Annotated in this window: 32 protein-coding genes; 19 read left to right on the forward strand and 13 right to left on the reverse strand. The window is 53.0% G+C overall.

The window, feature by feature from the left end:
• Positions 1-584: 584 nt before the first annotated feature.
• The 14 genes from BGP77_RS17950 (at position 585) to BGP77_RS12915 (ending at position 8,698) form a co-directional block, all read left to right on the forward strand.
• Positions 585-923, forward strand: coding sequence for a hypothetical protein (locus BGP77_RS17950; RefSeq protein WP_146171247.1), 339 nt, complete (start codon positions 585-587; stop codon positions 921-923).
• Positions 924-954: 31 nt separating this feature from the next.
• Positions 955-1,212 (forward strand): hypothetical protein, encoded by a 258-nt coding sequence (locus tag BGP77_RS12870; RefSeq protein WP_108165130.1) that lies wholly within the window; start codon positions 955-957, stop codon positions 1,210-1,212.
• Between the two features lie 115 nt (positions 1,213-1,327).
• Positions 1,328-1,660, forward strand: a complete 333-nt coding sequence (locus tag BGP77_RS17955; RefSeq protein ID WP_146171248.1) for a hypothetical protein — start codon at positions 1,328-1,330, stop codon at positions 1,658-1,660.
• Between the two features lie 975 nt (positions 1,661-2,635).
• A complete protein-coding gene (locus BGP77_RS17965) occupies positions 2,636-2,944 on the forward strand; it encodes a hypothetical protein (protein ID WP_146171250.1) in 309 nt (102 codons plus the stop codon).
• A gap of 77 nt (positions 2,945-3,021) precedes the next feature.
• Positions 3,022-3,357, forward strand: coding sequence for a hypothetical protein (locus tag BGP77_RS12875; protein WP_108165131.1), 336 nt, complete (start codon positions 3,022-3,024; stop codon positions 3,355-3,357).
• Positions 3,358-3,479: 122 nt separating this feature from the next.
• Positions 3,480-3,812 (forward strand): hypothetical protein, encoded by a 333-nt coding sequence (locus BGP77_RS17970; protein WP_146171251.1) that lies wholly within the window; start codon positions 3,480-3,482, stop codon positions 3,810-3,812.
• A gap of 174 nt (positions 3,813-3,986) precedes the next feature.
• A complete protein-coding gene (locus BGP77_RS12880; RefSeq protein WP_108165132.1) occupies positions 3,987-4,604 on the forward strand; it encodes a hypothetical protein in 618 nt (205 codons plus the stop codon).
• Positions 4,605-4,716: 112 nt separating this feature from the next.
• Positions 4,717-5,400, forward strand: a complete 684-nt coding sequence (locus BGP77_RS12885; RefSeq protein WP_108165133.1) for an ankyrin repeat domain-containing protein — start codon at positions 4,717-4,719, stop codon at positions 5,398-5,400.
• Positions 5,401-5,482: 82 nt separating this feature from the next.
• Positions 5,483-6,358, forward strand: coding sequence for a hypothetical protein (locus BGP77_RS12890; RefSeq protein WP_146171252.1), 876 nt, complete (start codon positions 5,483-5,485; stop codon positions 6,356-6,358).
• A gap of 38 nt (positions 6,359-6,396) precedes the next feature.
• The gene (locus BGP77_RS12895; RefSeq protein ID WP_108165135.1) at positions 6,397-6,840 is read left to right on the forward strand and encodes a hypothetical protein; all 444 of its coding nucleotides are present in this window, start codon (positions 6,397-6,399) and stop codon (positions 6,838-6,840) included.
• A 114-nt stretch (positions 6,841-6,954) separates the two neighbouring features.
• The gene (locus BGP77_RS12900) at positions 6,955-7,329 is read left to right on the forward strand and encodes a hypothetical protein (RefSeq protein WP_108165136.1); all 375 of its coding nucleotides are present in this window, start codon (positions 6,955-6,957) and stop codon (positions 7,327-7,329) included.
• Between the two features lie 38 nt (positions 7,330-7,367).
• Positions 7,368-7,769 (forward strand): GFA family protein, encoded by a 402-nt coding sequence (locus BGP77_RS12905; RefSeq protein WP_108165137.1) that lies wholly within the window; start codon positions 7,368-7,370, stop codon positions 7,767-7,769.
• A gap of 85 nt (positions 7,770-7,854) precedes the next feature.
• Positions 7,855-8,199: a helix-turn-helix transcriptional regulator gene (locus BGP77_RS12910; RefSeq protein WP_108165138.1), complete on the forward strand. Its 345-nt coding sequence runs from the start codon at positions 7,855-7,857 to the stop codon at positions 8,197-8,199.
• Positions 8,192-8,698: an SRPBCC domain-containing protein gene (locus BGP77_RS12915; protein ID WP_158269372.1), complete on the forward strand. Its 507-nt coding sequence runs from the start codon at positions 8,192-8,194 to the stop codon at positions 8,696-8,698. Before BGP77_RS12910 ends, BGP77_RS12915 begins: the two co-directional genes overlap by 8 nt.
• Positions 8,699-8,769: 71 nt before the next feature.
• On the opposite strand, the gene BGP77_RS12920 is transcribed toward BGP77_RS12915, so the two are convergent.
• Positions 8,770-9,444 carry a DUF4396 domain-containing protein gene (locus BGP77_RS12920; RefSeq protein WP_108165975.1) on the reverse strand — a complete coding sequence of 225 codons (675 nt, stop codon included), beginning with the start codon at positions 9,442-9,444 and terminating at the stop codon, positions 8,770-8,772.
• A gap of 279 nt (positions 9,445-9,723) precedes the next feature.
• Here BGP77_RS12920 and BGP77_RS12925 point away from each other — a divergent pair, with 279 nt between their 5' ends.
• Positions 9,724-10,095 (forward strand): VOC family protein, encoded by a 372-nt coding sequence (locus tag BGP77_RS12925; protein WP_108165140.1) that lies wholly within the window; start codon positions 9,724-9,726, stop codon positions 10,093-10,095.
• A 97-nt stretch (positions 10,096-10,192) separates the two neighbouring features.
• Here the strand turns inward: BGP77_RS12925 and BGP77_RS12930 are convergent, their stop codons facing one another.
• The 6 genes from BGP77_RS12930 to phnD form a co-directional block, all read right to left on the reverse strand.
• A complete protein-coding gene (locus tag BGP77_RS12930; RefSeq protein ID WP_108165141.1) occupies positions 10,193-10,999 on the reverse strand; it encodes a DeoR/GlpR family DNA-binding transcription regulator in 807 nt (268 codons plus the stop codon).
• Positions 11,000-11,034: 35 nt separating this feature from the next.
• Entirely contained in the window at positions 11,035-11,832 is a 798-nt protein-coding gene (locus tag BGP77_RS12935; protein WP_108165142.1) for an HAD-IIB family hydrolase, read from the reverse strand.
• A 64-nt stretch (positions 11,833-11,896) separates the two neighbouring features.
• The gene (gene phnE, locus BGP77_RS12940; protein WP_108165143.1) at positions 11,897-12,706 is read right to left on the reverse strand and encodes a phosphonate ABC transporter, permease protein PhnE; all 810 of its coding nucleotides are present in this window, start codon (positions 12,704-12,706) and stop codon (positions 11,897-11,899) included.
• Positions 12,700-13,518: a phosphonate ABC transporter, permease protein PhnE gene (gene phnE / locus BGP77_RS12945; RefSeq protein WP_108165144.1), complete on the reverse strand. Its 819-nt coding sequence runs from the start codon at positions 13,516-13,518 to the stop codon at positions 12,700-12,702. Before phnE (BGP77_RS12945) ends, phnE (BGP77_RS12940) begins: the two co-directional genes overlap by 7 nt.
• The gene (phnC, locus tag BGP77_RS12950) at positions 13,515-14,318 is read right to left on the reverse strand and encodes a phosphonate ABC transporter ATP-binding protein (protein ID WP_108165145.1); all 804 of its coding nucleotides are present in this window, start codon (positions 14,316-14,318) and stop codon (positions 13,515-13,517) included. Before phnC ends, phnE (BGP77_RS12945) begins: the two co-directional genes overlap by 4 nt.
• A 68-nt stretch (positions 14,319-14,386) precedes the next feature.
• On the reverse strand, positions 14,387-15,382 hold the full coding sequence (gene phnD / locus BGP77_RS12955; protein WP_108165146.1) for a phosphate/phosphite/phosphonate ABC transporter substrate-binding protein: 996 nt from the start codon (positions 15,380-15,382) through the stop codon (positions 14,387-14,389).
• A 324-nt stretch (positions 15,383-15,706) separates the two neighbouring features.
• Here phnD and BGP77_RS12960 point away from each other — a divergent pair, with 324 nt between their 5' ends.
• The 4 genes from BGP77_RS12960 to BGP77_RS12975 are packed head-to-tail and all read left to right on the forward strand — an operon-like array spanning position 15,707 to position 18,315.
• On the forward strand, positions 15,707-16,129 hold the full coding sequence (locus BGP77_RS12960; protein WP_108165147.1) for a GNAT family N-acetyltransferase: 423 nt from the start codon (positions 15,707-15,709) through the stop codon (positions 16,127-16,129).
• A 48-nt stretch (positions 16,130-16,177) separates the two neighbouring features.
• A complete protein-coding gene (locus BGP77_RS12965) occupies positions 16,178-16,675 on the forward strand; it encodes a GNAT family N-acetyltransferase (protein ID WP_108165148.1) in 498 nt (165 codons plus the stop codon).
• Positions 16,672-17,127: a hypothetical protein gene (locus BGP77_RS12970; RefSeq protein WP_108165149.1), complete on the forward strand. Its 456-nt coding sequence runs from the start codon at positions 16,672-16,674 to the stop codon at positions 17,125-17,127. The genes BGP77_RS12965 and BGP77_RS12970 overlap by 4 nt, the downstream gene beginning before the upstream one ends.
• 45 nt (positions 17,128-17,172) lie before the next feature.
• Positions 17,173-18,315: a PLP-dependent aspartate aminotransferase family protein gene (locus BGP77_RS12975; RefSeq protein ID WP_108165150.1), complete on the forward strand. Its 1,143-nt coding sequence runs from the start codon at positions 17,173-17,175 to the stop codon at positions 18,313-18,315.
• 5 nt (positions 18,316-18,320) lie between these two features.
• Here the strand turns inward: BGP77_RS12975 and BGP77_RS12980 are convergent, their stop codons facing one another.
• From BGP77_RS12980 to BGP77_RS13005, 6 genes are read right to left on the reverse strand one after another with little or no spacing between them, the layout of a single operon-like run.
• On the reverse strand, positions 18,321-19,655 hold the full coding sequence (locus BGP77_RS12980; RefSeq protein ID WP_146171254.1) for a YihY/virulence factor BrkB family protein: 1,335 nt from the start codon (positions 19,653-19,655) through the stop codon (positions 18,321-18,323).
• Between the two features lie 55 nt (positions 19,656-19,710).
• Entirely contained in the window at positions 19,711-21,297 is a 1,587-nt protein-coding gene (locus tag BGP77_RS12985) for an ATP-binding cassette domain-containing protein (protein WP_108165152.1), read from the reverse strand.
• Positions 21,284-22,963: an ABC transporter ATP-binding protein/permease gene (locus BGP77_RS12990; protein WP_108165153.1), complete on the reverse strand. Its 1,680-nt coding sequence runs from the start codon at positions 22,961-22,963 to the stop codon at positions 21,284-21,286. Before BGP77_RS12990 ends, BGP77_RS12985 begins: the two co-directional genes overlap by 14 nt.
• 42 nt (positions 22,964-23,005) lie before the next feature.
• A complete protein-coding gene (gene cydX, locus BGP77_RS12995; RefSeq protein WP_108165154.1) occupies positions 23,006-23,125 on the reverse strand; it encodes a cytochrome bd-I oxidase subunit CydX in 120 nt (39 codons plus the stop codon).
• 11 nt (positions 23,126-23,136) lie between these two features.
• Positions 23,137-24,279, reverse strand: coding sequence for a cytochrome d ubiquinol oxidase subunit II (cydB, locus tag BGP77_RS13000; protein ID WP_108165155.1), 1,143 nt, complete (start codon positions 24,277-24,279; stop codon positions 23,137-23,139).
• On the reverse strand, positions 24,276-25,841 hold the full coding sequence (locus BGP77_RS13005) for a cytochrome ubiquinol oxidase subunit I (protein ID WP_108165156.1): 1,566 nt from the start codon (positions 25,839-25,841) through the stop codon (positions 24,276-24,278). The genes cydB and BGP77_RS13005 overlap by 4 nt, the downstream gene beginning before the upstream one ends.
• Positions 25,842-25,927: the final 86 nt, after the last annotated feature.

Consider the following 25,927-nt stretch of genomic DNA (forward strand, 5'->3'; position numbering starts at 1 on the left):
AAATGTTGGAAGGTTTTTATGAGTCTTTGTAGCTTTAATGATTCCAAGTGTATTTGAATATACTTTGGTGCGATCTGCAGAATCAAATTGGAGGTGGTTGACATGTTTTTAAGAGCTATTGTGAAAATATTATTCTCACTCTTTATTCTATCCTCGTTAAGCGCGCATGCAAAAGACTGCTTTTATGCTGAGCTAGTAGCCATACAGCCTCAATCAACGGACATATTGGTCAGGGTGAGGAATGGTTCAGGTACCTATTGGAAGCGAGTTGCCAGTCAGGATGACCTTTATGCCGCGTCCTATCAGTCCGCTGCTCAGCATGCTCTTGCATCTGGATTGAGGGTTATGCTGCGTTTCTCCGATTCGGATAATTACAATTGCTCATTCTCAGACTACGGCTCATCACCAGATGCATTCCGTGTTTATTAGCCCTAAGACTCTTTGGTTTTTTTGATCTGACAACTAAACGTCCCGCAAAAAATAATCGTTAGTAATTAAATTACTATCTTATGGCTCGACACTCTCTCACTAAAATATCTTAAGTTAGAATATTGTAATTGAATACTGACTATGGAATAGATTTAATGAAGAAAATACTTTTTCTGATTACATTACTGGTTGTAAGTCATTCAGCATACGCAGAGTCATATACTGAAGTTAATAATTTAAAAGTAAAAAGTGTCTTTGCTGGTTATGAAGAAGGCTGGGCATTTTTTGAATTGGAGTCAACGGTAGTCAATCCAAATGGTTGTGTATCGGGACAAAATAAAATAATGGGTATAGACCCTGAAAGAAGTGATGTTGATCAGGTTCTTTCGGTCTTATTATATGCTCATTCGTCTGGCAGGACGATTGGTATTCAAATTTATAATGAAAGCTGTGTATATGATCATCCAGTTATTCGTCGTGTAAGAGTCTTTTAGTATAAAAAAAATACAAACGAGCGCAAGATCTATGAAATATTTAATTTTAATTATTCTGGTATTTATGTCTGGGTATGCCAGTGCCGAAGACTTCTACGACGGTGAGTGGCTGGAGTCGAGAATTGACTTGGTATATCCGGGGCAAAATGGCGATTTTAATATTCGCCTGGCCAACAACTCAATATGTCCCAATAGAAATAATTATTTCCGTGTATATATTGGCTACTACGGTGTGACAGAAGAAGGTGCAAATAAAATGTACGCCGCAGCACTTGCTGCGGCTAGTTAGTGATTGATTTTTAACGTAAATTTCGAAGTCGATTTGGATAATGAGCATTGCTATGTAAACCGAATGAAAGTCTTTCATTGATGTAGGCAGCGACGTTTAATAAAGGGGGGTGAAAATGACTAGGTTATTGATCGTTTTAGTATGCGTACTTTCTTCTTATGCGCTGGCAGATTCTGGTCCACAATTGCAAAATCTTGAGGTAACCAGAATTTTTAACGATGGTGGTGAGTCTTACTATATTGAGTTTAATAACGGCTCTATGCCCGGGTGTTTCTCTAATCGGGGTGGACGCCTGTTGCCATCAAATCCCCGTTTTTCTGAAACCTACAGCATGGTTCTGACCATTATGGCCACTGGTGGTATCAAGGGTGGCGTTAATTATGAAAATTTCCGAGATGACGATACATGGAGTGATTGTGAGATCACAGGGTTTGACCTGAGGCCATAGCGATTCCGCCATTTAAGGCGTCTCAAAAGACATCATTAATTAAGTTTAAGGGAATGACTCTAGTTTCAATATTGAAGAATTTAATTAAGAGGGAAGAAAATGAAAAAATCTTTGTTGGCGATTATTTTTGCTTTAGGCTGCCTGGGAAGTGTAGGTGTATACGCTAGTTGTTCAGCAGATGCCTGTACTGGGGTCGGGCGGGATGTTTTGCTTTCGGTATACCCTAATGGCAATGGCATATACCTCCAGGCAGGGAGCGGCCGTAGTGCACTCGACTGTAATTTGGTTGAAGGGCACTATATGGTTCTGAGTCCTGATCATCCCGTATTTGAAGAAGCCTATTCCACCATACTAACTGCTTTGGTAAGCCAAAAAAGACTACAAGTTCGAATAAAGAATGGTTCTCCTATATGTGAAGTGTCATATGTTCGAATGTTTTTATAATGATAACTATTGATTTAACTACGGAGTTATAATTGTGAGAGCGATATTTATTGCTTTTATTTTTTTAATGTTACCACTTAGTGCATTTTCAGCTGGGCGAGATGTGCACGGGGTATCAGTTAATTACGTATATCAACAAGATTTGGAACCAACAGAGTTCGAATTTTCATCTAGTCGTCAGCATAACTGTGGCTCTGGAATCTATAGAGTTGTTAGTAATAATGAAACAGTTGCAAATAGAAAATTCTCGTTAGTGCTCGCCGCATTTACGTCAGGGAAAAGGTTGTCATTACGCGATACAGGTGCGTGTGTTGAAAATAGGGCGGTTATTTCATGGATAAGAATAACTAATTGATTTTTTTGTTTTTCGAAATTAAGTTTTTCACACTCTATTTGTGAATATGATGATTAATAATTCGGTTATTTTTACTTCAAATATCACATGAATGTATCTCATGTATCTGGAGTGATACTGCGAGTTCTATAGTAGGCGTGGCATAAGCTTTATATGACATTTGTTAAGGAGGCATTGTGAGATATCTAGGTTTGATTTTCGCATTTATATCAGTAGCTGTGCATGCAAAAGATTGCTTTTACTCAGAGGTATTAGCAATGCAGTCGCATCCGGATAAAGTGCTTGTTCTATTGGAAAATAACTCAGGCACAGTCTGGAAAAAAATAGCGCCACAAGATAGCCCATTCGCGAGTTCATATCAGTCTCTGGCTCAGCAGGCTTTCGCGACTGGGCAAAATGTCATGCTTAGATATTCAGATGGATATGATTGTTATAGAACGGACTATGATGAAGTGCCAGAAGCATTTCGTGTTTATAAGTACTGATTCTTAAGGTTTCTAGACTCCTGGTTCAATAATACTCGTGTCTAAGACCTTATTAAATTCAATGAATAGGAGTGTGTATGAGTTTTCGCCAATGTTCGTTTTTTCTGGGGTTGCTGTTCTTCATTTCGGTCACTCAGGCCGATGAGATATTTCACAAAGCGCGTATTAATATGCTCTATCCCTATACGGATGGCTATGTCTATGTGGGAATTGATAATGAGCATGGCTCATGCCAGCACGGATATGATTATTACAGGTTGGAAGTCGGGCGTGTCGGTGTCACAGAAGAGTCAATCGATCGAATCTACACTGCGATGTTAGCGGCAGCAGCGCAGGGAAACCAGGTCGAAATTGTTTTTGAACCCAGTCCAGATGGCAACTGTTATATATCGCGCATAAAAGTTTTTTATTGATTTATCCTTAAGAATTTTAAATGGATTGGTCTTTGCCCAAATTACTGAAGGCCGAATTGGGGTTAAAATAACTAAAGGGATTTTAAACGATTTATACCAATACATAGAAATTAGGAGTGAGAATGAAAATTAAATGTTTTTTGCTGGCGGTTTTGATTTCATCTAATGTATTCGCTAGTAACAATAGTACAATACAAACGGTAAACGTATTGGAAGTCGGTCTGTCGATGAATACAAACCGTGTTTTTATACTCACGGATCAAGAGCTCACTCATTCATCTTGCTCGGATAAGCAGTACTTAAGTGTGCCACTCCCAAATCCAGCTGCCTATTTATTTTATTCTGTTACTCAGGCGGCCATGAATGAAGGTAAGCCCATAAGAGTGAGATACTCGAATAATGAGTGTATTAATAATGGAGCGGTAGTAGAAGTATTTTGGAGTCTAAATGAATAAATATAGCTGATGGCAGTTTTGAAGCTGTATCTGTCCGATTAGCGCTAGCCAGAGTGCGCGTCCTGCGATATTAATGTCTTTTAGACTTAGGCTACCGCATTCTGGGTTCAGCCTACCTACACACTGCCGTTTCCGGCCTGCTATAGCTTCTGACTTCTGATGTATGAGGAAACCATGAAACTTTCTCAGTTGACGCTCTTCCTGTTCGTTATTCTGTTCGCGGCCGGCTGTGCGACGCGCTCAGCAAATACCATGACCACCACCGTCTTTAAAGATGGCACGAGCGAGACGATCCACTACACAAAGGACTACGTAGGCGGCAGTTGGGTGATTGAGGGCGAGATAGTCGTTGAGGTCTGGCTTGAGCACGACAAGCAGGTGGGTCCTTTTTACGGGCTGCAGCAGTCGATGGGTTGGTTAGGCCCAAGTGACCTGGAAGCCAATGCGGGCGTATCTGTGTATTTGGTGAATTTTACCGATACGCCGCGTGAGGTCACCGATTTGAAAGTGGTGTATGGGTTCAACGGCGTTAACATTGAAGCCGAAGAGGTGGTCATAGAGTTGATCCCTCGATCCTATACTCAGGTGCTGCCGGGCACTATTACCATTCCCAACTATCGCAGACAGGTTGGCGTGATCTCTGAGTTTACACTCGATGGCAGCGATTACTCTGTTCCGGTGAGTGCCATCCGGCTGACCGCAGAAGGCGCCTCGAGTGAGCGTGTGGACTTTCCCTGGTTCAAGCCGCCTTACTATCCATTTGATCCGCCTTTGACTCAAAGTAATTTTTAACTCGTTTGTGCGGTGCTCAATGACCACTGCCGTTAGTACCATTACTAGCGGCAAGTTCCAAAGCAGTCGTTCAGCATTGTTGGGTGTGCTGAACATTAATTAGGGTGCAACAATGTATAAGCTTGTAATTGTAGTCTTTATGTCGGTTTTCCTCGCGGGCTGCGGTGGTTTGCCGGCCTCTGAGAAAGAGCGTCGGCAAGTATTGTTCGATGCCATCCGTAGTCACGATTTAGCCGCCGTGCAAACCATTGTGGAAACGGGTGATGTTGATTTAGACCCGCCCTACCAGCCAAACCAGATTAATAAAGCGCTCGCTTATGCGACCATCTTTGGCAACCTGGAAATCGTTCAGTATATCCTCGCTCAAGGTGTGGATATTGATGGCCGTGTGTCCTATTACGGAACGGCGTTGTTGCGGGCGTCCGAGATGGGTCATTACGACATGGCTGAGTTTTTAATTCGCTCCGGCGCGGATGTGAATGCGGCCAATGCCTTTGGTATTTCTGCGGTGGCAGGTTACTCCTTGGCGTGTAATACACAGATGCTCGGTATGGCTCTGGAGTATGGTGGCAATATTGATCAGGCGCATGTGATGACGGTTTCGAACGCCTATGGGGAGCTGGCTTATAACCCCATTCAATGGGCGGTGCTTAAAGGCAATATGGCGTGTGTTCAGTTTCTGGTCGAACATGGGGCCGATCTCAATGTGATTTCCAGAGATGACGAGACCTTGCTGGAAATGGCTGATCGCGAAGGGCACGATGATATTAGAGCCTACCTGACCAACCACTATTGAGGTCTTCATCGCCTGACAAACTGGGCTTTGGTGCTTGGTGTAACAGGGTAGTGGAGTCGTTGCAGAAGCAGAAGGAAGCCGTATGAACAGAGAAGAAGCGATACGGGTAACAAGACATGGCGCCATTGCGGCCGTTGTTTCTGGAACACTCTCTCTTGTATACGTATTGCTTGCCATGGCATTGGACGCTCAAGGTGACTTCGCGTTTTTGAACGACCCCTACGCTCTTGTTGATAGTGCATTGCTGTTTATTTTAGCTTTCGGTGTTTATAAGAAATCACGATATGCCGCTCTCTTGCTGGTTGGCAATTTTTTGGTTTCAAAGCTGCTTCTGATTGTTGAAAGAAAAGGTATCAGCACTGGAGCACTGCTGCTATCGCTTATGTTTCTCTATTTTTATGTTAAAGCGCTGCAAGGTTGCTTTGCTTATAAGGCATTGGAGAAACAGGAAAACCCCAATTATAAGAAGCGGTCGAAGTGGTTTTATTTTGCGGGCCTTCCGGTGACTGCGGTTATCGTGGTTGTCGTCGCCATCCTGTTAATTGACTACATCACTATTACACCCTCAACTCAGGTTCAAACCGCTCGGCAGGTTGCCAGTCGGGATACACATGCCTTGGTGGCAAATGACATTTTGCTGGAAGACGAGCGGTTCGATTATTTTTACTCCTTCAGCACCGACCCAATGGCAGAAGGCGGTGTGTTGCTGACCAACGACCGGCTGCTGATGTACCTGCTCGATGACGTGAAGGAAGGCTACGACGTTTACGGCATTCCTTTTGATGAAGTTTCGGACATTGAGTTGATGAGAGCCGGTGATGAGCAGACGACCAGTCTCTATCGAGTCTCGTCCATTGACGGGTTTTGGCTGCAGTTTTCGCTGGCCACTCAAGGGCAGGGCGACGATGACTTTATCGATTACCTGAAAACCCAGGCAATCAACCTCAGTGTGAACTGAAAGGGCTGTTCCTTGTGTCTAGCGTCTCAGGGGCTGGGATGAACACCATGAAGAAAACGCTGATTATTTTAGCGGTTGTTGTTGGCATCGTCCTGGTGGCCTATGCCGGACTGTCGATGGTGGTCAGCAGAAGCATTGATCGCTGGGAGGCAACGGCAGAAAGGCAAGTGCGTAACATCATTTTTGATCTGGATGAGTTGTCTGAATCGCAGATGAGAAAATACGTTTCGGCTAACGCGTCGCCAGAGTATCTACAAGCGATGATGCCATGGTTGGATTCGTTGGGCAGTCTGGAGAAGATTGAGACCATCGAGTTACAAACGCGTACAACCTGGACGTCGTTCACTGGGCAGGGTATTTCGCACCAATTTCACTATCAGGCTAAAGCGCAATACAGCCAGGCGTTGTTGACCTTTGATTTCAATTTTAGTGTCCGCGATGGCTTGCTGTACACCAACGGGTTTGAGATATCCGATGATTAAAACGTTTGTTATCGATTAAGCGTAATCGGATAGAACCGCAGAGAATGATACTTGGTATAAGCCATCGGTTTAAAAATAGCGGTACCAACAAGGCGCTAGCAGGAGATACAAGGGTTGCGGCAATTTGACAGAGAAGCAGTCGCGAGTTTTGTGCAGCAGGGCATTGCGGCTCTGTTGTTTCTTCAGGCGGCCGGGTTAGCGGTTGAGCTGTTACTGTCACTTGATGACATAAAATACCAAGCCTATAACGTTGCGCTGCCAGATGACGGGTTTGGGCTTTATCTGCTGTTTGTTGGATTAAACCTGCTGATTATCGGCGCCTCTCTGGTGCTTGGTATTTATTGGCTAAAAACAGACTTACCCAAAGTATGGTATTTCTTGCCATTATCCGTTGTGGCCGCACTCTATGGCGGTTTCAGTTTGATGATTCCGGCGGTGGCGTTTATATCATGGTGGCTCATTAGGCGAACTCGCCGTTCAGTCATGTAAAATTCATCTGGACATTCAAACAATAAGAGGCGGCCCCTATGAAAACCCAAGGTTCCTGTTTGTGCCAAGACGTGCGCTTTGAGCTGGAAGGCGAGTTTACGAATTTCTTTTTTTGCCATTGTCACTATTGCCAGAAGGGCACGGGTTCGGCGCATGCCTCCAATCTGTTTGCCAGCCCGGCAACCGTTAATTGGCTGTCCGGTCAGGCGCAGGTGTCGACCTTTAATCTACCGGAAACCCGTCATGTACGTTCTTTTTGCAGTCGTTGTGGTTCGCCGGTGCCGACGGTGATGAAAGAAGGGCGGCTGGTATTGGTACCGGCCGGTTGCCTAGATGAACCTGTGAACACGCAACCGACAGCGCATCTGTTTACGCTCAGCCAAGCCCATTGGGAGGCTGCGTTACCATCCGCGCCACGGTTTGACGGTTACCCGGAATAACACCAACCCCCTATGAATAGCCGCTGAGAGTTGGGTCTCTGGTTTTTTGCTTGAAATATTCCAATATTGGAATATATTGGAGGGTATGAATGAAACCGTACAACCGGACAGGGTGTTTATGGCTCTGGCGGATCCGCGTCGCAGACAGCTGCTGGAGTGGTTAGCACAAGGTGAAATGAGTGTGACGGATCTGGTCGCGCGCACGGGCTGGAACCAACCGCTGGTGTCCAAGCAGCTGGCTGCGCTAAAAGCAGCCGATCTGGTGATGGTCAGCCAGGTTGGGCGGCATCGATTGTATCGTGCTCGTTTGGCGCCGTTGCAGCCCTTGGTGAGTTGGATCGATCAGCTGGAGTCGCGCTGGCAGAACCAGTTCGATCAATTGGATGCCTACCTGGGCACTCTCGATGATAAGGAGAAAAACAATGACTGACACGCCACAGGCTACGCCTGCCGTGATCACCCGCCTCTACAAAGCGCCGATACAGGCCGTGTTCGATGCCTGGACCGATGCCCGCCACCTGTGCCAATGGCAACGCCCCAATGACCAGGTGACCTGTGACTATCTGTTTGCTGATATTCGCACCGGCGGTTCGGCACTGCACAAGATGGTGATGCCAAACGGTCATGAGATGTGGTTGTTAACCCGCTATCTAGATGTGTCGGCACCCAATCGGCTGGTGTTCATTCAATACGAGTCAAACCCACAAGGTGAACCATTATCACCGTCCATGCCGAACTGGCCTCCGGAGATTCAGGCCACGGTCCTGCTCAGTGAAACGGCGGAAGGAACGATGATGGAGTTTCGCTGGCAGCCGGTTAATCCAACCGCTGAGCAAGTGGCCGCTTGGGAAGCCTCAAAGGGTGGGGCCATCGGTGGATGGGATACTGGCTTTGTGCAGTTGTCGGACTACCTGACACCTGCAAGGTAGTTGGTAGAAAGGGCGCTGTTTAATGGGCGACAGCTCAATAGAACAAAGAAAAGTGCCGCCAGAAACATCATTTAATGACTGTGCTCACTGTGCACGTCCCTTGGGTCGCCCATGCCACCTTTAATCCCCAGGTGGATCAGTAAGATATTTGCCGGCCAAGCGGCAAACAGGCCGAGGCTGAGTGAGACGTAGAGTGAACTCCAGAAGAGCGCATCGCCCATGCCTGCGTCGCCACCGAGGTAGATGTCGGTGGTGATGGCGACGGACTCCATCACGACAATACTGATGCTCTCGGCAAAGAAAGCGCCTTTAAAGGCGTCCCGAAAGGTCATACCACTTTGCATCATAGGCCCAATATTGAGCGCAAAGCCAAAAACATAAGCTAGCACAAAGGTGATCATGGCAGCCGGAAGGTTGCCTAATGCAAAGAAGCCGACCGAAATAATCACACCCAGAATTTCGCCAATACCACACCCGGAATAGCAGTGCGCTACGGAACGCAGACCTTTGCGTACCAGGTTATCGGTGGCAATTTGCTTGCGACCCGAATAGCGATAACAGACCAACCCGATCGGGCCGGAATACAGCACGGTCAATGCCCAGACCCATTGCATCATCGATGGAATGTGGCGATTGCTATGGCGTAGGTCGTAAATAACCCAAGCCAGGCAAGCAACGACCAGCGTTAGCCACACACTGAGACCGGTCCAGGTGTTTAATAGCGATTGGATCTGATCAAGGTTCATCAAAAATACCCGCATCACTGGATGGATGAAATCATGACTGATAGAGGTTGAATCAGATAGTGGTTTTTCAACCCTGGTCTGGCAATTCGCGCCGCCAGGCGGCAGTATCAAGGCGCCAGCAGTAACAGCCTGGCTATCCAATCAGCGAATAGAAGGAGGTGTTTATGCGCAGTGTTAATCCGAGTGTTGAGCAAGCGTCGATCCAGGCTGAAGCAAACAGCGGGTCGGCGAATCACGTTTGGATAACCCATTCGCACACCTTTAAAAGAGAGATCCACGATGATCACTTACCTGACTATTGGCACCAACAACCTGGCGCAAGCCACGGAGTTTTTTGATCAATTATTTGCAAAATTTTCTGCAAAACGCGCCTATCAAACCGATCGCTTAGTCGCCTGGCAATTTGGGGACAAAGCGCCGCTGTTTATCGTTAACGAACCTTTCGATACGGAAGCGGCGACGGTCGGCAATGGCAGCATGGTGGCTTTGAAGGCGGACAGTCCGGAGATGGTCGACCGTATGCATGCGCTGGCGTTATCGCTCGGTGCTAGTGATGACGGCGCGCCGGGTTACCGGGGCGAGCAGTTTTACGGTGGCTATTTCCGCGATTTGGATGGCAATAAATTCAACGTCCATCACATCCGTTTTTAAAACGCAGCACCCGCTCCAATAGCGAGCGGGCATTTCGGCAGGGACGCTGAAGTGCACGCAATTATGATCTCGCGATCTTTGCAAATAAGACAGGGCGTTAGAGGCTGGTAGCGGAAACTGAATCGTCCTGATCGACATCATCGTTGGCCTGTCCTGACTCAATAAACTCAATGGAATCGGGCAAGGCGTTGCGTTTTTGATCGGGCAAGACATCGGTGTAAAACCGATCGACGTATTTAAACGAAGCGACTTTGCAGTGGGAGTTCAGCGTCCATTTGCTGTTGTCGGCTACCAGGATGCGAGACCGGGTATTGGCGATGATGGCGCGGCTGACTTCGGCTTCGCGAATGTCGTAATCCATCAGGCCGTTGTCCAGATCCATACTGCCGGTGCTGATGATGCCAAAGTCGGTAATAAATGAGCTGAAAAAATTGGTCACTTCTGGGCCGACCACATCGTGATCGTTGTGGCGATACTGCCCACCTGAGACGATGACCTCAATGCCGGAATTCCCGGAAAGTGCTGAAGCGACGCTGAGGTTGTTGGTGAGAATGCGCAGCGAAGTGTGATGGGTGAGCGCCTGCGCCACCAGTTCAATGGTACTGCCCACGCCCAGGCTGACCGTAGAGCCCTCAGGAATGTCCGCGGCCAGACGGGCGGCCATCAACCGTTTGGTGTGCTCGTTGCGAACCCGATTGTCGACGGCTGCGGGGCTGGCCGCGCTGGTCGGTAAGCTGACACCGCCATAGCGGCGACGCAACAAGCCTTGTTCACAGAGCTTGTTGATGTCACGTCGAATGGTCTGAGTGGTCACGCCAAAACGCTGCGCGATGTCTTCGACTTCGACATGCTTTTGCTCATGCACCCATTGCAGAATGCTGTGCTGTCGCTCTTTTGCGCTCATTGGATCCCAGTCACAATCAGATAGCCCATTCCGTTTTACGCACCTTCGCCCTGAAGCGATGAGGTTCTTTGCTGCAACCAGGCCTCGGCCATTTCGGCAAAACCCAGGCCGGAAGGCTGGCCCGCAATCGCTGCCGGTTTGTGCGTCATCGTCGGCAGGTGTTGGCGGATATTGGCAACACCAATGCTCAGTGGAAAATCACGGAACATGCATTCGTCATTGGGCGCATCACCAATAAAAACCGAGCGTTGCTGCAATGCTGACGCCTCCAGTCCAAGCAAGTCACGACCCACTCGAAGCGCCATGGTTGCCTTGTCAAAATCACCTTGCCAGACATTCAGGTGAATTGAACTTTGCCGAACGTTAAACCCTCGAGCGAGCAGGGCGTTCTGAACCGCAGCTACCTGTTCGGGATTGAGCGATTGCTGCTGGTTGTAATCAATCGCCACATCGACAAAGCGAAACGCCTGATCGCTGGCGAGTGTCACCTCAAACCCTAAATCCAGTGCGGCCACTTCATCGAGAATGACAGACTGATGATGTCGATGTGATGACGCTTCTTCCCAGAAATGCCACTCAACTGTCTGCGCTGCAGAACGCGCCGCATAAAAAGCACCGCCTTCACCGATGACGGCCGTAACGGGCCAGGTGCGAATAATTTGATCGCACCAGCCAGCGCACCCACCGGTCACCGGAATGACCCGAATTCCGGCGGATGCTAACCGACAAATCGCCCAATAGGTTTCCGGCAAGAGGCGGCCCTGGGTGGTCAAGGTATCGTCGACATCGGTGAACAGAATGTCGGCGTGCGCTAGATCGATAGTATTCAACATTGTTGTGGCTTTCCAATGCGTACTTTGAAGGCACGACCACCCGAACGGTCGGGTGGTCGATGGCTCAAATGACTTTCTTGCGCAAAGCGCTGGTCACCGATTCACCCAATACCACCAGAACCACAATGGCGAGCAGGATGGTGGCAACGGTCTGCCAGGCAAACAGATCGATGGAGCCTTGCAGCAAGACACCGATGCCGCCCGCACCGACCAGACCCAACACCGTGGATTCCCGGATATTGATGTCCCAGCGCAGAATGATGATGGCAAAAAATGCCGGCATCACTTGAGGCACAATGGCGTAGAGCACCACCTTCATTTTGCTGGCGCCGGTGGCCTGCATGGCTTCCACGGGGCGACGGTCGATTTCCTCAATGGCTTCGCCCATCAACTTGCCGATGAAACCGATGGAACGGAACATCACCGCCAGAATACCGGCCAACACGCCCGGGCCAAAAATGGCCACGAACAACAGTGCCCAGATAATGGTGTTCACCGAACGGCTCGACACCAGAATAAAACGACCTAACCAGAGCGTCGCCTTGTTCGGCGTGGTGTTTTGCGCCGCGATGTAAGACACCGGTAAGGCGATAAAAATGGTTAACGCCGTAGACAGGGTGGCGATATGAACGGTTTCCAGCATGGCGCTGAAAATCTCGTTCCAGGTGTTGAAAGCCGGTGGCCACATGCGCACCGCCAGGTTCTGAATCTGATTCGGTGCGTCCCACACCCAGGGCCAGAAAATGTCGATGTCTTGCAATGCCCAGACAACGGCGATCAGCGTTGCCAGATAGACTCCGTAGCGAATAAATTGTTCTTTACGGCTGTAGCGTGACCAGACGCGATCCGCCAGAACTGCAGCTTGATCTACCATACTTTTTTCCTCACCCAGCCGCTGATGGCTTCACTGATCAAAATGATGCCGATGATCATCAGCAAGATGGCGAAGGCGAAATCGTAGTCGTAGCGCCCAAAGGCGTTCATCAACGTGCCGCCAATACCGCCAGCGCCAACAATGCCAACCACTGCGGATGCGCGCAGATTGCTGTCGAGCTGATACATGGCCAGTCCGATTTGGCGCGGCATGATTTGCGGAAAAATTCCGTAGATGAGCATCTTCAGATAACCGGCACCCACCGAGCGCATGGCTTCGACCTGACCCCAATCGATCTCTTCGATTTCCTCGGCCAGTAATTTGGCAACAAAACCTATCGAATAGAGCGTTAATGTCAGAATGCCGGCCAAAGGTCCAAAGCCAACAGCCGCCACAAACAAAATGGCGACGATGACCGGATGAAAGCTGCGCGACACAATGATTAACGTACGGCCGAGTAAATAGACCGGCAGTGGTGCAACATTACGCGCCGCCATCACCGCGATGGGGAGCGACAGGGACACACCCAGCAGCGTTGCCAAAAAGGCGATCTGGAAACTTTCTTTAAAGCCGGTCCACAATAAACCGCCGCGTTCAAAACTCGGAGGAAAAGCCCCACCGAAAATTCGGCCAGCGCGCGGCAAGCCTTCGGCAATGCGCTCCCAATCGAAGGGGAGAGTGGCAAAAGCCCAATACAGATAACTGAGTGTGACGACAATTAAGCCGTAGCGAATCCAGGGGTTGGCGATAAAGGGTGGCTTTTTCCAGACCCTGGTCGGCGCACCACTGGCTGCCGTTTTCAGGTCCGTCATACCAATGCTCCCTGGGTGTGATCGTCTGCTGTGTCGGGCTCGCCGTTATCTTCATCCGGTGATTCGATGCCGCCGTAGATGGCATCCAATGCATCCTGATTAAAATCTTTGGGGGCGCCGTCAAAAATCATCTGACCATGACGCATGCCGACAATGCGGTCGGTGTACATCCGCGCCTGCGTGACGTTGTGAATATTGATCAATACCGGCAGTGACATTTCACTGGCTAGGCGTTGCAGCAGGCTCATGATCTGTTGCGAGGTTTTTGGGTCGAGCGAAGCGGTTGGTTCGTCGGCCAGCAGAATTTCCGGCTCTTGCATCAGTGCGCGCACGACTGCAACACGCTGGCGTTCACCACCGGACAGCTGGTCGGCGCGTTTATCGGCGTAATGTGCAATGCCGACGCGCTCCATCAGGTGAAAGGCGCGGTTGATATCGGCTTGCGGGAAACGACGCGTCAGGGCCTGAAAAAACGATACATAACCGAGTCGGCCAGACAACACATTTTCCATCACCGTTAAGCGATCAATCAGGTTAAACCCCTGGAACACCATGCCGATGCGGCGGCGAGAGTGACGTAATTCGCTGCCACGCAGATTGACCAACTCGTTACCGTTCAGCTTGATGGACCCAGAAGTCGGTTCCACCAGCCGATTAATGCAGCGCAACAAGGTACTTTTACCCGCACCGGAGGCGCCGACGATGGACACCACGCTGCTGCCATCGACTTTTAAATCCAAGCCTTTCAGTACCGGGTCGTTTTGCCCGTAGCGCTTGACGAGGTTTGTAATTTCTAACATCTGATTCACTCCCGGTGGCGCTTCCGACAAGGCCGGAAGCGCCCGTTTTTCTGAGTAACGCTGGTCTGTTATTGCAGGTTGTCGCGGGTGTATTGCACACCGTTGGACGCCTGAATCGTGCGGATGACACGCCAGTGTTGCTGGTAGTTGATCGGGATAAAGGTTTCTACGCCTTCGAATTCTTCACCCAATTCAGTGCCGGCAAACTGGAAGCTGTAAAAGGCTTCGCGGATTTTCTCGACCAGGTCGGGATGCAAGTTGTAGGCGTAGTTGTAGGAGGTGGTCGGGAAGCGATCAGACTCCCACACCAGACGCACGTCTTCCTCGTCGTACAGACCACGAGCGGCCATGCGCTCGACCACTTCTGAGGCGACCGGAGCGGCGTCATAGTCTTTGGCAACAACACCGAGCATGGATTGATCGTGGCTGCCAGAGAACAGGATTTCATAGTCTTCGCCCGGTACCACACCCATCTCCGGGAACAGGGCACGCGGTGCCTGGTTGCCAGAGTTGGACGTCGGTGAGGTGTGCGCGATGCGTTTGCCTTTCAGGTCGGTGATTTCATGAATGTCGGAATCGACATGCGTATACACCTGGAGGGTGTAACCGAACTGACCGGAATCGGACCCCATCAGCGCGAACGGAACCGCACCGGCAAGGTTAACGGCAAAGGGCGTCGGGCCGGTGGAAAAACCTGCGATGTGCAGACGACCGCTGCGCATGGCTTCAACCTGAGCGGCGTTGGACTGTACCGCGAAGAAGCGAACGTCTTTGCCGGTTACGTCGGACAGATGTTCGATAAACGGCTGCCAGATGTCGGAATAAATGGCAGGGTCTTCAACCGGGGTGTACGCAAAAATCAGGGTGTCGGGATCGACCCACTGAGATTCGTCAGTCGGGGCATCGGCGACCATATCGCCGTTTTCGTCGCAATACAGAGTATCGAGCGCGCCACGTTCGCAATCGGCGTGTGCCTGGCTGCTGATCAGGCCAAGCAAGAGAGCCGCAGCCAGTGCAGGAGCTGATGGTGCCATGCCAGGGAGCAGTTTTTTACGCAGAGTCATTATTGTTCTCCGTCGGGCGGCCCACGTGGCATGGCAAAGCCATGCGGGGCATTGAACATCTTGGTAGGCCTAGCCCGGTCAGTTGTTATTATGGGATGTTCAATTGAACATCGATACTACCAGTAAACCGATCTTGGGCAACACCGTTAGCGCAATTAATGGTTTTTGTTTTCAATTGAAATGATCCGCGCGGTTCAATGAAACCGGTTTCCATCACTGACATCGCGCCACGAGGCTGATCTTTGCGGCGCGTTGGTTTAGGCTTTGCCGCTCCGATATCCGCGTCGATCGTGTGGCGCGCTTTGCCTAGCCGGACGCTGCTACGTGAACCGAAAGCCCGCTCTCTTCATTAAAACGGTGCCATGGCAACAAACCCTGGCGATTCGTCATCAGGTGTTGTGGCCCGATAAACCGGAAGCCTTTTGTCGGGTCGAAGGTGATGATACGGCCTGGCATCTGGGCGCGTTCATCGACGATCAGTTGGTGTCGGTGGCCTCCGTTTATTTTGAAGTCAACGTCGCGCGACTGCGTAAATTCGCCACCCTGGCGGCGTATCAAAAACAAGGGATTGGCAGCGCTGTGCTGCAACGGATTCTCGATGAGTTGCCGTCGCGTTCAGTGAACTATTTCTGGTGTGATGCGCGTGAATCGGCCCTTGGTTTTTATCAGCGCTTTGGCATGAAGCCCGAAGGCGAGCGGTTTTATAAGGGCGACATTGCGTATGTCCGAATGGGGCTGAGGTGTTGAATCGTTCAGGCGTTTGGCGCCTGAGCAGCGTTCTGTGGTAAAACACCCATGAATGTTTTGCCGTATGCCATGATGATCACTTTACGCCGATTAACCCCCGCCGACTGGGACGATGCACGCACCCTGAGCGTGGCGCAAGCGCAACGCGAATTTGTCGGGACCCTCGATGACATTCTCGACGCTGCGCAGCCGACCGATCATTTTCATTTTATTGAACGCGATAACGAACCCGTCGGTTTTTGTAATATCGACACCGCTTACAGCCAGTATTACGAATTCGCCGAGCCTGGCGAATTGGGTTTGCGCTCCTTCTTGATTGACCAGCGGTTTCAAGGTCAGGGTTTGGGTAAAGCAACCAGTGCCGCCTTGCTGCCGTATCTTAAACGTCACTATCACCAACATCCGGCCATTGTGCTGACCGTGAATCAGCGCAATCTGGCGGCCTATCATCTGTATCGTCTGGCCGGTTTTGAAGATGACGGTGAGTTGTATCTTGGTGGCGCTGCCGGGCCCCAGCATGTGCTGCGACTGAGGCTGAACGCATGAGGTGCCGCTGGCTGCTGGGCGCTTTGTTGTTGGCAACCGTCGGTGCCATGGCCGATGAATTAAAACCGTTCACGACGGATGGTTGCAGCGTTTTTCCCAACGGCACCCCCCGCCAGCAATCGCTCTGGCTCGACTGCTGCATTGCTCATGACCTGGCCTACTGGATGGGCGGTACGCGTGATGAGCGACGCCAGGCCGATGAAGAATTGCGCCAGTGCGTGGCCGATATCGGCGAGGAAGAGATTGGCGAAATCATGCTGACCGGCGTGCGTGTGGGCGGCTCACCCTATTGGCCAACCGCTTACCGCTGGGGGTATGGCTGGGGCCTGTGGCGAGGCTATGAGGCCGTCACCGATGAAGAACTTGAACAGGTGCATCAGCGGCTCGATGAAATGCGTCGTCTGCTCGATAAACTGGACGAGCAACTCGCCGTTCCAATGGCCGACGACTAAGCCGTGCTATCATCGCGGCGTTAATCACCACCTGATGTATGAATTATGGCTCAGCAAAAACTCCCCGCGACGCTCGCCGCCCAGGCGATGGGCTTGATCGACGAACCCACTCAAGCGCTGGTACCGCCCATCTACACCGCCACCACTTACCAGCGTGCGCCGGACAACAGTTATCCCACGGGTAATGTCTATTCGCGCCCCAATAACCCGACCTACCAACCCGCTGAAGATCTGTTAACGGCACTGGAAAACGGCGCCGACTCAATGCTGTTTGCGTCCGGCATGGCCGCGGCGACGGCGGTGTTTCAGACCTTACAGACGGGCGATCACGTGATCGCGCCTAAGGTGATGTACTGGTCGCTGCGCAATTGGTTAAAGCAGTTTGCGCAGCGCTGGCAGGTGACGGTGGAGTTTGTTGAAACCGAAGATCTGGCGCAGGTTGAACAGGCGTTAAAACCCGGTCAGACCAAACTGGTGTGGCTGGAAAGTCCGGCCAATCCGTTGTGGTCGGTGACCGACATTGCGGCGGTATGCAAGCTGGCGCATGCCGCCGGTGCCAAGGTGGCGGTCGATGCCACCGTAGCCACGCCGATATTGTGCCGGCCGTTGGCGTTGGGTGCCGATCTGGTGATGCATTCAGCCACCAAATACCTTAACGGCCATTCCGATGTGATGGCCGGTGCGTTGGTGACACCGCGTAAAGACGAGTGGTGGGAGCAATTGGCCGCGGTGCGCGGTCAGCAGGGCGGTATTCTGGGGCCTTTCGAATCGGCGCTGCTCTTGCGTGGCATGCGCACCCTGGATTTGCGTGTAAAAGCGGCCAGCCGCAGCGCCTTGACCATTGCCGAAACGCTGCAACATCATCCGGCTTTGGTTGAGGTGTTGTACCCGGGTTTGCCGGACAGTCCTTACCATGAACTGGCGCGTCAGCAATTGAGCGGCGGCTTTACCGGCATGTTGTCGATTCGGGTGAAAGGCGGTGAACAAGCGGCGATTGCGGTGGCGGCACGTCTGAAGGTGTTTAAGCGCGCCACCTCGCTCGGCGGTGTGGAAAGTCTGGTGGAGCATCGCGCCAGTATTGAAGGCGAGGGCACACCGGTGCCGGATGATCTGTTGCGGTTATCGGTGGGCATTGAAGCCGTCGAGGATTTGATCGACGACCTCAAACAAGCCTTGGCGGACGTCTAAAGGCGTCAGTTGGTCTGACGCACCCAGTCTTGCAGACTGCGCTGGTCGAATTGCTCGGCCAGCGCCGTCTCCAGTTTTTCGATCGTTTCCCGCACGACAGCGTTTTGGCCCGGTCCGGTCAGCGGCATGTGATCGTTGGCTCGTAACGCGGCCAACAACGTCGTCAGCGATGTTTGATCCAGCGGTTTTGCAGGCACCAATCCCATGTCTTCTGTGCGTACCAGCAGGTGGTGCGAGAGCAGCTTGCGCACCAGCCGGTCTGTCGCGTCCGGGTCAGCGTTGCTGCTGGTGACCAGATGCATCAGCGTTGGTGCCGACAGTCCCTGATCAAAACGATGCGCAATGCGGTACATCAGCGATAAGCCAAGCTGCTCATCGCCCTGGGCGCTGGGCAGGGTTTGGCGACGCGGCGTTATCTGATGCGAGTGTTGGCTGTAGTACGCCACGGTGGCGCCGGTGAGCAAAATCAGCCAGGCCAGATAAATCCACACCAGCAGCAGCACACCGACCGCGAAACCGGAATAAATCGCGGCAAAGCGCCCGGAACCCGCGACAAATACCGTGAATAAATAACCCACCGACTGCCAGGTGATGCCCGCCACCGTGCCACCGATCAGCGCCGGCCGCAGCCGCACCTTGGTGTTGGGAATCAACACATACATAAAGGTGAACAGCACGATGATAAAGACGTAAGGCGCCAAATGGGTCATCAGAGTGAACAACCAACTCAGAGGAGCCACGTCGAGTAAGTGATTGACGGTGTCGGAGCTGACAATGGTGGCCGTCGCGCCCAGTGCGGAAAACGCCAGCAGCGGGCCGATCAGCATGACGCTGAGGTAATTGCTGAGTTTCTGAGTCAGCGGGCGTGGCTGGTGGACGCGCCAGGTTTGGTTAAAGGCGTGGTCGACTTTCTGCACCAGAGATAAGACGGTAAACACCAACAAGCCTAAACCAACCGCACCGAGCACGCGCACCTGAATGTTGTCGACGAAGTTGATGACGTTGTCGATGATTTCCTGGCTGCGACCCCCGAGCGGCGCCAGCAGCAAATTTTGCAGAACGGGCTCAAGCTGGTTGTGAACACCGAAGCTTTTCAGGACTGAAAACGTCAGTGCCAGAAAAGGTACGATGGACAGTAAGGTGCCATACACCAGACCCATGGCATGTAGGTTGGTCGGCCCCTGAGTGAGATCGCGAATCACCGCATAAAGAATGCGGCAGAAGCGACGCAGATAGCGCATCGCCGTTGTCAGATCCTGACTGGGCGTTTGCCACAGCCATTTGTGCAGACGTTGGTATCCGGGTTTGAGTATGGATAGCGGCACGGTGGGCTCGTTCACAGCAACAAAACCTGAGTATCACAGGATTCGGGGCAGGGCGCCAAGACCGTTTCGTTTACCAGCGCACAATACGGTGTGGACGCAAGGCCGAAGGACGCTGGTGCGATGCCAGTATCAACAACCGCTCTGAAGCCTTGGTTTGCAGGCGTTCGGCCAGCAGGGACTGACGCGCATCATCCAAACCTTCAAAGGGTTCATCGAGTAACCAGACAGGCGCATCGCGCAACCAGGCACGCGCCAGGTTCAGGCGTTTTTGTTCTCCGCCGGACAGCGGCCGGCCGGGTTCGCCAACCCACATCATCAGGCTGTCGCTGTTAGCCCAGTCCTCGAGGCCAGCCCAACGCAATGCCGCGCAGCAGTCGTCATCACTGGCATCGGGGTTAGCCAACCGCAGGTTTGCCGCCAGCGTATCGCTGAACACGTGACCAAACTGTTCACTGAGGTGGAAGCAGGCGCGGCGCTGTTCGGCGCTGAGCTCGGTTCCGGCAACCCCGTTGAGATGAAGTTTGCCATACTCAGGCAGGCGTCCCAGCAAGGCCTGGAACAGGCTGCTTTTGCCCTGACCGGAGCCTGCATCGAGTAGTACCAGAGCGGGTTGCGTGAGTTCGAGGTCCAGTGGCGGCCCAAGACGTTCGTCCCGTTGCCAGCGGTATTGCTGCAAACACAGCTCAACAGGGGTATCGCCCGGCCAAGCAGGGATGACGGGGGTCTCGGATACTGACGTCAGCAACGGTCGTAAGCGCTGGCTGCGTTCACGACGTCGGCTCAATTCTGGCAACGCCCGCGCGGCGTTCGACAACCAGTCACGGGCTGCCACCCAGATCAGCACCGGTACCAGCAATAAGGCTTGACCGCTGATATCAACATTGGACTGATACAACCACCAACCCAGGGCCAGAGCGGCCCACCAGCCGAGTAGTTGCAGACTGAATTCCAGGCGTTGTACGGACGCTTCTTCCGCCAGGTCAGCCTGCTGCCAAACGCACCAAGCGGTTTGAACCTGGGTAGGCTCTCCTTGATCGGGCAGTAGCCGCCAGATCGGCGCTGTTCGGGACCAGTCGAGCCAGGCTGCGCGAACCTCCGCGTGGCTCGCCAGACGCTGCTGAACCATACGCCGATGCTGTCTAAACGACAGCGCCAGCAGCAACAGCGCTGCGGCGGCAAACCCCAGCCAGACCCCCAGTGCTGCTGGCACCAGCCAGGCGAACAACAGCGCCAGAGCGGTCAGTATCATCGCAGCGCTGCCCAGCGGATGCCAGACTTGAACCCACAGACTGGCGAAGGCATCGGCGTCAGCGTCGACGCGTTCGAGCGCTTCGGCTGAAGGTGCGGCGTCGGGCTCGTGCACCAGCTTGGCGAAAAGCCGTGCGCGTATTGAACCGAGTCGACTGAGCAGCCCCAGGTGACCGACATAGCGTTCACCATAACCGGCCAAAACCCGCAAAAAGGCAATCATGCGAATAAGCGTTGAGGGCACCACATAGTTGAACTGCGCGGCCAAACCCCAGGCGCCAGCGATGGCCGAGGCGGCGATAAACCAGCCTGACAACGCCAGCAAACTCAGCACCATAGCCAGATACACCAGCGCCAGGCCAAAACCGGCCCATTGCCATTGACGAGTACGACGATCAAGCGGCAACACGGTTCAGCCTCCCGTCGTCATCGGCATGCCAGATGCGGTTAAAGAACCCGGGGTTCAGCGTTCGGTGTGACACCCAGATCAGGGTGGCGTCGGCCAGTCGCGCCTCCAGCAGTGCAACTAATTCGTGATGTTCGTGTTCTGATAAATGCGCAGTGGGTTCGTCGAGCAGCACCAGCTCCGGCTGCAATGCCCACAGTCGGGCCAGCGCTAAACGCTGTGCTTGCCCACCGGATAACGGCGGATGTTCGCCCAGTTCGGTGTCGAGGCCATTGGGCAGTTGTTCGAGCCAGTCGTTCAGCCCAACCGCCTCAATGGCTTGCTCGGCGGTTTCTCGGCTGGCTTGATTTAAGGTGACATTGTCCAATACGGAGTCCGGCAACAGTACGGGCCGCTGCGCTAACAGCGCCACCGAACCGCTCAGGCCTTTGAGGTGCGTGACCGTCTCGCCATTTAATTGCCAGTCGCCGCCGATCGGGCGCAACCCCATCAGTGCATCGATCAGGGTGGATTTGCCACTGCCGGATGGGCCTTGCAGCCAGACACGGTCACCGCGTTCAAATGCCAACTGTTCGCCATCGATTATGACGTCGCCTTCATAGCCAAGTACCTGCCACTGATGCGCGCTCAGTTGCTCGAAGCGTGTGCGGGCGGTATCCGCATCACTGACCATAGGCTGGCTTAGAACCGGTGCCAGTTCTTCGGCGGCAGCGATGGCGTCGGCGCGCGCATGGTACAACTTGCCCATGGCTTTGAGTTCGGCAAAGAAAGCCGGTGTTAGCAGTAATAAAAACAGGGCCGTGCCCAAATTGAACGGCCGAGCCCAAAACCCAAAATTCAGTTCGCCCAACAGGGAAAAGCCGATATAGACGGCGACCAGTGCCACCGACAGCGTCGCCAGAAAGTCCAGTACTGACGCGGATAGGAATGCCAGCCGAACCACGTCGGCAGTGCGACGTTCCAGTTCGCCGTGGGCCTGTTTAAAGCGCTGTAACTGGGCATCGGATTGATTCAGTGTCCACAGCGTGGCAGCGCCTTGTAGGCGATCCATAAAGAAGGCGCCGAGCCGATCCAAAGCGGTGAAATGTCGGCGCTGTGCCTGCGCAGCGCCAACACCGACAATCCACATAAACAACGGCATTAACGGCAGCGTGAGCAGCAGGATCAAACCCGCCACCCAACTGATCGGCCACACCACTATCAACACCAGCAGCGGCATGACGCTCGCCAGCCAGCGTTGCAATGAGTAGTCGATGAGAAAATGTTCGACGGCTTTGAGCCGTTTGGTAAGCAGGTCGTGCCAGGCCGACAGCGAATGGCGGCGCAGCAAAACCCAGCCTTTGTCATAGCCCTGAGTAAAAAGCTCGCTGGCCAGGCGGCCGGTCAGGCGTTGTGCCAACCGACGGCGTGCGCGCAAGCGAGCTTCAGAGAAACACCATTGAGCGGCAATCAGGGCGATCAGGCCGCTCAGAATGGGCCGTTCAGGCCATTGGCCGTTCACCAGCAGATCGTGAACCAACAGTGCCAGCACCGCATAAAGCCCCAGAGTGATGACCAGACCGGCCAGCGCCAGGCTTTTCAGTCCGGACATGGCCGCTTTGATGCTGCGACCTTGAGTGTCGAGCCAGTTCAGCTCGACAGTATTCTCACCCTGATGGGGCTTGCTCATGCGTTACCCTTACTGCTGCGTTGCAAACGGCCATAGCCGGGTTCAGGTGTCGTCCTGTTCCAGCGGTCGGTCCAGGTTCTCAGTCGCTTCCAGCCACATGGCGTTGATGATGCCGAAACTGCAGGCCAGCAACACACCGAGAATCCAAGTGAAGTACCACATAGTCGATCTCCTTAATACAGGGTATGGGCTTGGCCAGAGGCGACGTCTTGCTCACGAATACGACCGCGCATGGTCCAGAAACTCCACGCGGTGTACGCCAGGATGATGGGCACGAAGATCAGCGCGACAACGAACATGATCAGCAGGGTGGTTTCACTGGAAGACGCATCCCAAACCGTCAGCGACATGCTCGGATCAGCCGAGCTGGGCAGCATGAACGGGAACATGGAACCGCCGGCGGTGAAGATGATGCCCGCCATCGACAGACTGCTGGTTACAAAGGCCCAGCCACTGCGGCTGATGCGGCTCAGCCAGGCAGTGGCCAGCGCAGCGCCAATGCCAAGAACCGGAGCCAGAATCAACAGCGGGAAGCGGACGTAGTTAGTCATCCAGGCGCCGGCTTCGCGAACGGCGGTGCTGTTCATCGGGTTGGATGGACCGTCGGTGGCGACCAAACCGGTCATCACATAACCGTCGATACCGAAAGCCACCCAAACGCCAGCCAATGCAAACAGCACGGCTGTGGCGATGCCCAGCACGTAGGCGACAAAGCGCGCACGTTGCAGCAGTACACCGTCGGTTTTCAGTTGCAGCCAGACGGCGCCGTGCATCAGCAACATGGCAACGCTGACCAGACCGGCGAGAATGGCGAACGGGTTCAGCAAGCCAAAGAAGGAGCCGTGATAGGTGACCTTTAAGACATTATCGAAGGTGAAGGGAACGCCCTGAATGACGTTGCCAAAGGCGACGCCGAAGATCAGTGCAGGTACAAAGCCACCGGCGAACAGCGCCCAGTCCCAAGCTTTACGCCAGGTCGGGTTTTCCAGCTTGGAACGGTAATCGAAGCCGATCGGCCGCATCCACAGCGCCGCCAAGGTAACGAACAGCGCCAGGTAGAAACCGGAGAAGGCGGTGGCATAGATGAACGGGAAGGCCGCAAAAATGGCGCCACCAGCGGTGATAAACCAGACCTGGTTGCCGTCCCAGTGTGGACCAATGGTATTGATCATCACGCGACGTTCTTCGTCGCTACGACCGACCAGTGTCAGCAGTGAGCCAACCCCTAAATCGAAACCATCGGCGATGGCGAAACCGATCAGCAGCACGCCGACCAGCAACCACCAGATCACTCGCAGCAGTTCGTAATCGATCATGACTGCACTCCTTTCAAAGCGTAATCGGATTCGGTTTCTACGCTGTCGCCTTCGCTCGGACCTTTGCGGGCAAACTTCTGCATCAGATAGAAACCGAGAATAAACATGACGGTGTAGAACAGCGTGATACCGATCAGCGTCAGCACGACATCGCTGACCGCCAGGTTGGACACCGCGGTATGGACCGGCAGCACCTCGGCAATGGCCCAGGGCTGACGACCGTATTCAGCGACAAACCAGCCCGCTTCGCAGGCAATCCACGGTAGCGGCAGCGAGAACAATGCAACTTTCAGGAACCAGCGCGGCTTGGCAATGCGGTGGCGCGTGCTCAGCCAGAAGGCATAGAGGAAGACCGCCAGCATCAGGAAGCCACAGGCGACCATGATGCGGAAGCTCCAGAACAGAGGCGCGACTTTCGGGATGCTGTACTCAACGGCGTTATCGATCGCCGCCTCGGACGGATGGGTGATGTCCTCAGCAAAAGGCTGCAACAGCATGGCGTAACCGAGGTCGTCTTTATGAGCATCGAATACGGCCTGCTGTTCATTGCTTGCGGTACCGGCGCGGACGTCATCCAGCAATGCATAAGCTTCAACACCGTTGATGATGCGCTCGCGGTGAATCTCTTTGAGGTCTTTAATGCCGACGACTTCTTCATCCAGCGAACGGGTCGCGATGATGCCCATTACCCAGGGAATTTTCACCGCCAGATCCGTGGATTCGGTTTCGTCGTTCGGGAAGCCAATCAGGGTGAAGCCTGCCGGAGCCGGTTCGGTTTCCCATTCGGCTTCAACAGCAGCCAGTTTGACTTGCTGCACGTCACCGAGCTCATAACCGCTTTCGTCACCGAGAATGATGACCGACAGCGTGGATGCCAGACCAAAGCTTGCGGCAATGGCGAAAGAGCGACGGGCAAAGGCGATGTGACGATTGCGCAGCAGGTAGTAAGCCGAGATCGCTAGCACAAAGATGGCGGCGGTCACGTAACCGGCGGAAACGGTGTGCACGAATTTCACCTGAGCGACCGGGTTCATTAGCACCTCGGCAAAACTTTGCATCTCCATGCGCATGGTGTCGATGTTCAGTGCGCTGCCGACCGGGTATTGCATCCAACCGTTGGCGATCAGAATCCACAAGGCCGACAGGTTGGAACCCAGCGCCACCAGCCAGGTCACCGCCAAATGCTGTACGCGGCTCAGCCGGTCCCAACCGAAGAAGAACAGGCCGATAAAGGTGGACTCGAGGAAGAAGGCCATCAAACCTTCGATGGCCAGCGGCGCACCAAAGATGTCACCCACGTAGTGTGAGTAGTAAGACCAGTTCATACCGAACTGGAATTCCATGGTGATGCCGGTGGCAACACCGAGGGCGAAGTTGATGCCGAATAACTTGCCCCAGAATTTGGTCATGTCGCGATAGATGGTTTTACCCGTCATCACATAGACGGATTCCATAATCGCCAACATAAAGGTCATGCCCAGGGTGAGCGGCACAAAAATAAAGTGATACATGGCTGTCAGGGCGAACTGCAGCCTGGAGAGCTCGATCAGGGTTTCATTCATGGTCACATCCTCAGAGACCGGGAATGGAGTGGCCGGCACGGTGACCGGTCGGTTCGGATTTTGCGATGGCTACTATCGCGCAACCG

This window comes from Saccharospirillum sp. MSK14-1 (assembly GCF_003054965.1).
In the GTDB taxonomy this organism is placed as follows: domain Bacteria; phylum Pseudomonadota; class Gammaproteobacteria; order Pseudomonadales; family Natronospirillaceae; genus Saccharospirillum.

What these genes read in the sequence shown, in the direction of transcription:
- BGP77_RS12925 (WP_108165140.1), top strand. Translation starts at nt 9,724, where the DNA reads ATGATCACTTACCTGACTATTGGCACCAACAACCTGGCGCAAGCCACG.
- BGP77_RS12965 (WP_108165148.1), top strand. Translation starts at nt 16,178, where the DNA reads ATGAATGTTTTGCCGTATGCCATGATGATCACTTTACGCCGATTAACC.
- BGP77_RS12970 (WP_108165149.1), top strand. Translation starts at nt 16,672, where the DNA reads ATGAGGTGCCGCTGGCTGCTGGGCGCTTTGTTGTTGGCAACCGTCGGT.
- BGP77_RS17970 (WP_146171251.1), top strand. Translation starts at nt 3,480, where the DNA reads ATGAAAATTAAATGTTTTTTGCTGGCGGTTTTGATTTCATCTAATGTA.
- phnD (WP_108165146.1), bottom strand. Translation starts at nt 15,382, where the DNA reads ATGACTCTGCGTAAAAAACTGCTCCCTGGCATGGCACCATCAGCTCCT.
- BGP77_RS12905 (WP_108165137.1), top strand. Translation starts at nt 7,368, where the DNA reads ATGAAAACCCAAGGTTCCTGTTTGTGCCAAGACGTGCGCTTTGAGCTG.
- BGP77_RS12890 (WP_146171252.1), top strand. Translation starts at nt 5,483, where the DNA reads ATGAACAGAGAAGAAGCGATACGGGTAACAAGACATGGCGCCATTGCG.
- cydB (WP_108165155.1), bottom strand. Translation starts at nt 24,279, where the DNA reads ATGATCGATTACGAACTGCTGCGAGTGATCTGGTGGTTGCTGGTCGGC.
- BGP77_RS12935 (WP_108165142.1), bottom strand. Translation starts at nt 11,832, where the DNA reads ATGTTGAATACTATCGATCTAGCGCACGCCGACATTCTGTTCACCGAT.
- BGP77_RS17955 (WP_146171248.1), top strand. Translation starts at nt 1,328, where the DNA reads ATGACTAGGTTATTGATCGTTTTAGTATGCGTACTTTCTTCTTATGCG.
- BGP77_RS12930 (WP_108165141.1), bottom strand. Translation starts at nt 10,999, where the DNA reads ATGAGCGCAAAAGAGCGACAGCACAGCATTCTGCAATGGGTGCATGAG.
- BGP77_RS12875 (WP_108165131.1), top strand. Translation starts at nt 3,022, where the DNA reads ATGAGTTTTCGCCAATGTTCGTTTTTTCTGGGGTTGCTGTTCTTCATT.
- BGP77_RS12975 (WP_108165150.1), top strand. Translation starts at nt 17,173, where the DNA reads ATGGCTCAGCAAAAACTCCCCGCGACGCTCGCCGCCCAGGCGATGGGC.
- BGP77_RS17950 (WP_146171247.1), top strand. Translation starts at nt 585, where the DNA reads ATGAAGAAAATACTTTTTCTGATTACATTACTGGTTGTAAGTCATTCA.
- BGP77_RS12915 (WP_158269372.1), top strand. Translation starts at nt 8,192, where the DNA reads ATGACTGACACGCCACAGGCTACGCCTGCCGTGATCACCCGCCTCTAC.
- BGP77_RS12870 (WP_108165130.1), top strand. Translation starts at nt 955, where the DNA reads ATGAAATATTTAATTTTAATTATTCTGGTATTTATGTCTGGGTATGCC.
- cydX (WP_108165154.1), bottom strand. Translation starts at nt 23,125, where the DNA reads ATGTGGTACTTCACTTGGATTCTCGGTGTGTTGCTGGCCTGCAGTTTC.
- BGP77_RS12920 (WP_108165975.1), bottom strand. Translation starts at nt 9,444, where the DNA reads ATGAACCTTGATCAGATCCAATCGCTATTAAACACCTGGACCGGTCTC.
- BGP77_RS12895 (WP_108165135.1), top strand. Translation starts at nt 6,397, where the DNA reads ATGAACACCATGAAGAAAACGCTGATTATTTTAGCGGTTGTTGTTGGC.
- BGP77_RS12885 (WP_108165133.1), top strand. Translation starts at nt 4,717, where the DNA reads ATGTATAAGCTTGTAATTGTAGTCTTTATGTCGGTTTTCCTCGCGGGC.
- BGP77_RS12880 (WP_108165132.1), top strand. Translation starts at nt 3,987, where the DNA reads ATGAAACTTTCTCAGTTGACGCTCTTCCTGTTCGTTATTCTGTTCGCG.
- phnE (WP_108165144.1), bottom strand. Translation starts at nt 13,518, where the DNA reads ATGACGGACCTGAAAACGGCAGCCAGTGGTGCGCCGACCAGGGTCTGG.
- BGP77_RS12910 (WP_108165138.1), top strand. Translation starts at nt 7,855, where the DNA reads ATGAATGAAACCGTACAACCGGACAGGGTGTTTATGGCTCTGGCGGAT.
- BGP77_RS12990 (WP_108165153.1), bottom strand. Translation starts at nt 22,963, where the DNA reads ATGAGCAAGCCCCATCAGGGTGAGAATACTGTCGAGCTGAACTGGCTC.
- BGP77_RS13005 (WP_108165156.1), bottom strand. Translation starts at nt 25,841, where the DNA reads ATGAATGAAACCCTGATCGAGCTCTCCAGGCTGCAGTTCGCCCTGACA.
- phnE (WP_108165143.1), bottom strand. Translation starts at nt 12,706, where the DNA reads ATGGTAGATCAAGCTGCAGTTCTGGCGGATCGCGTCTGGTCACGCTAC.
- phnC (WP_108165145.1), bottom strand. Translation starts at nt 14,318, where the DNA reads ATGTTAGAAATTACAAACCTCGTCAAGCGCTACGGGCAAAACGACCCG.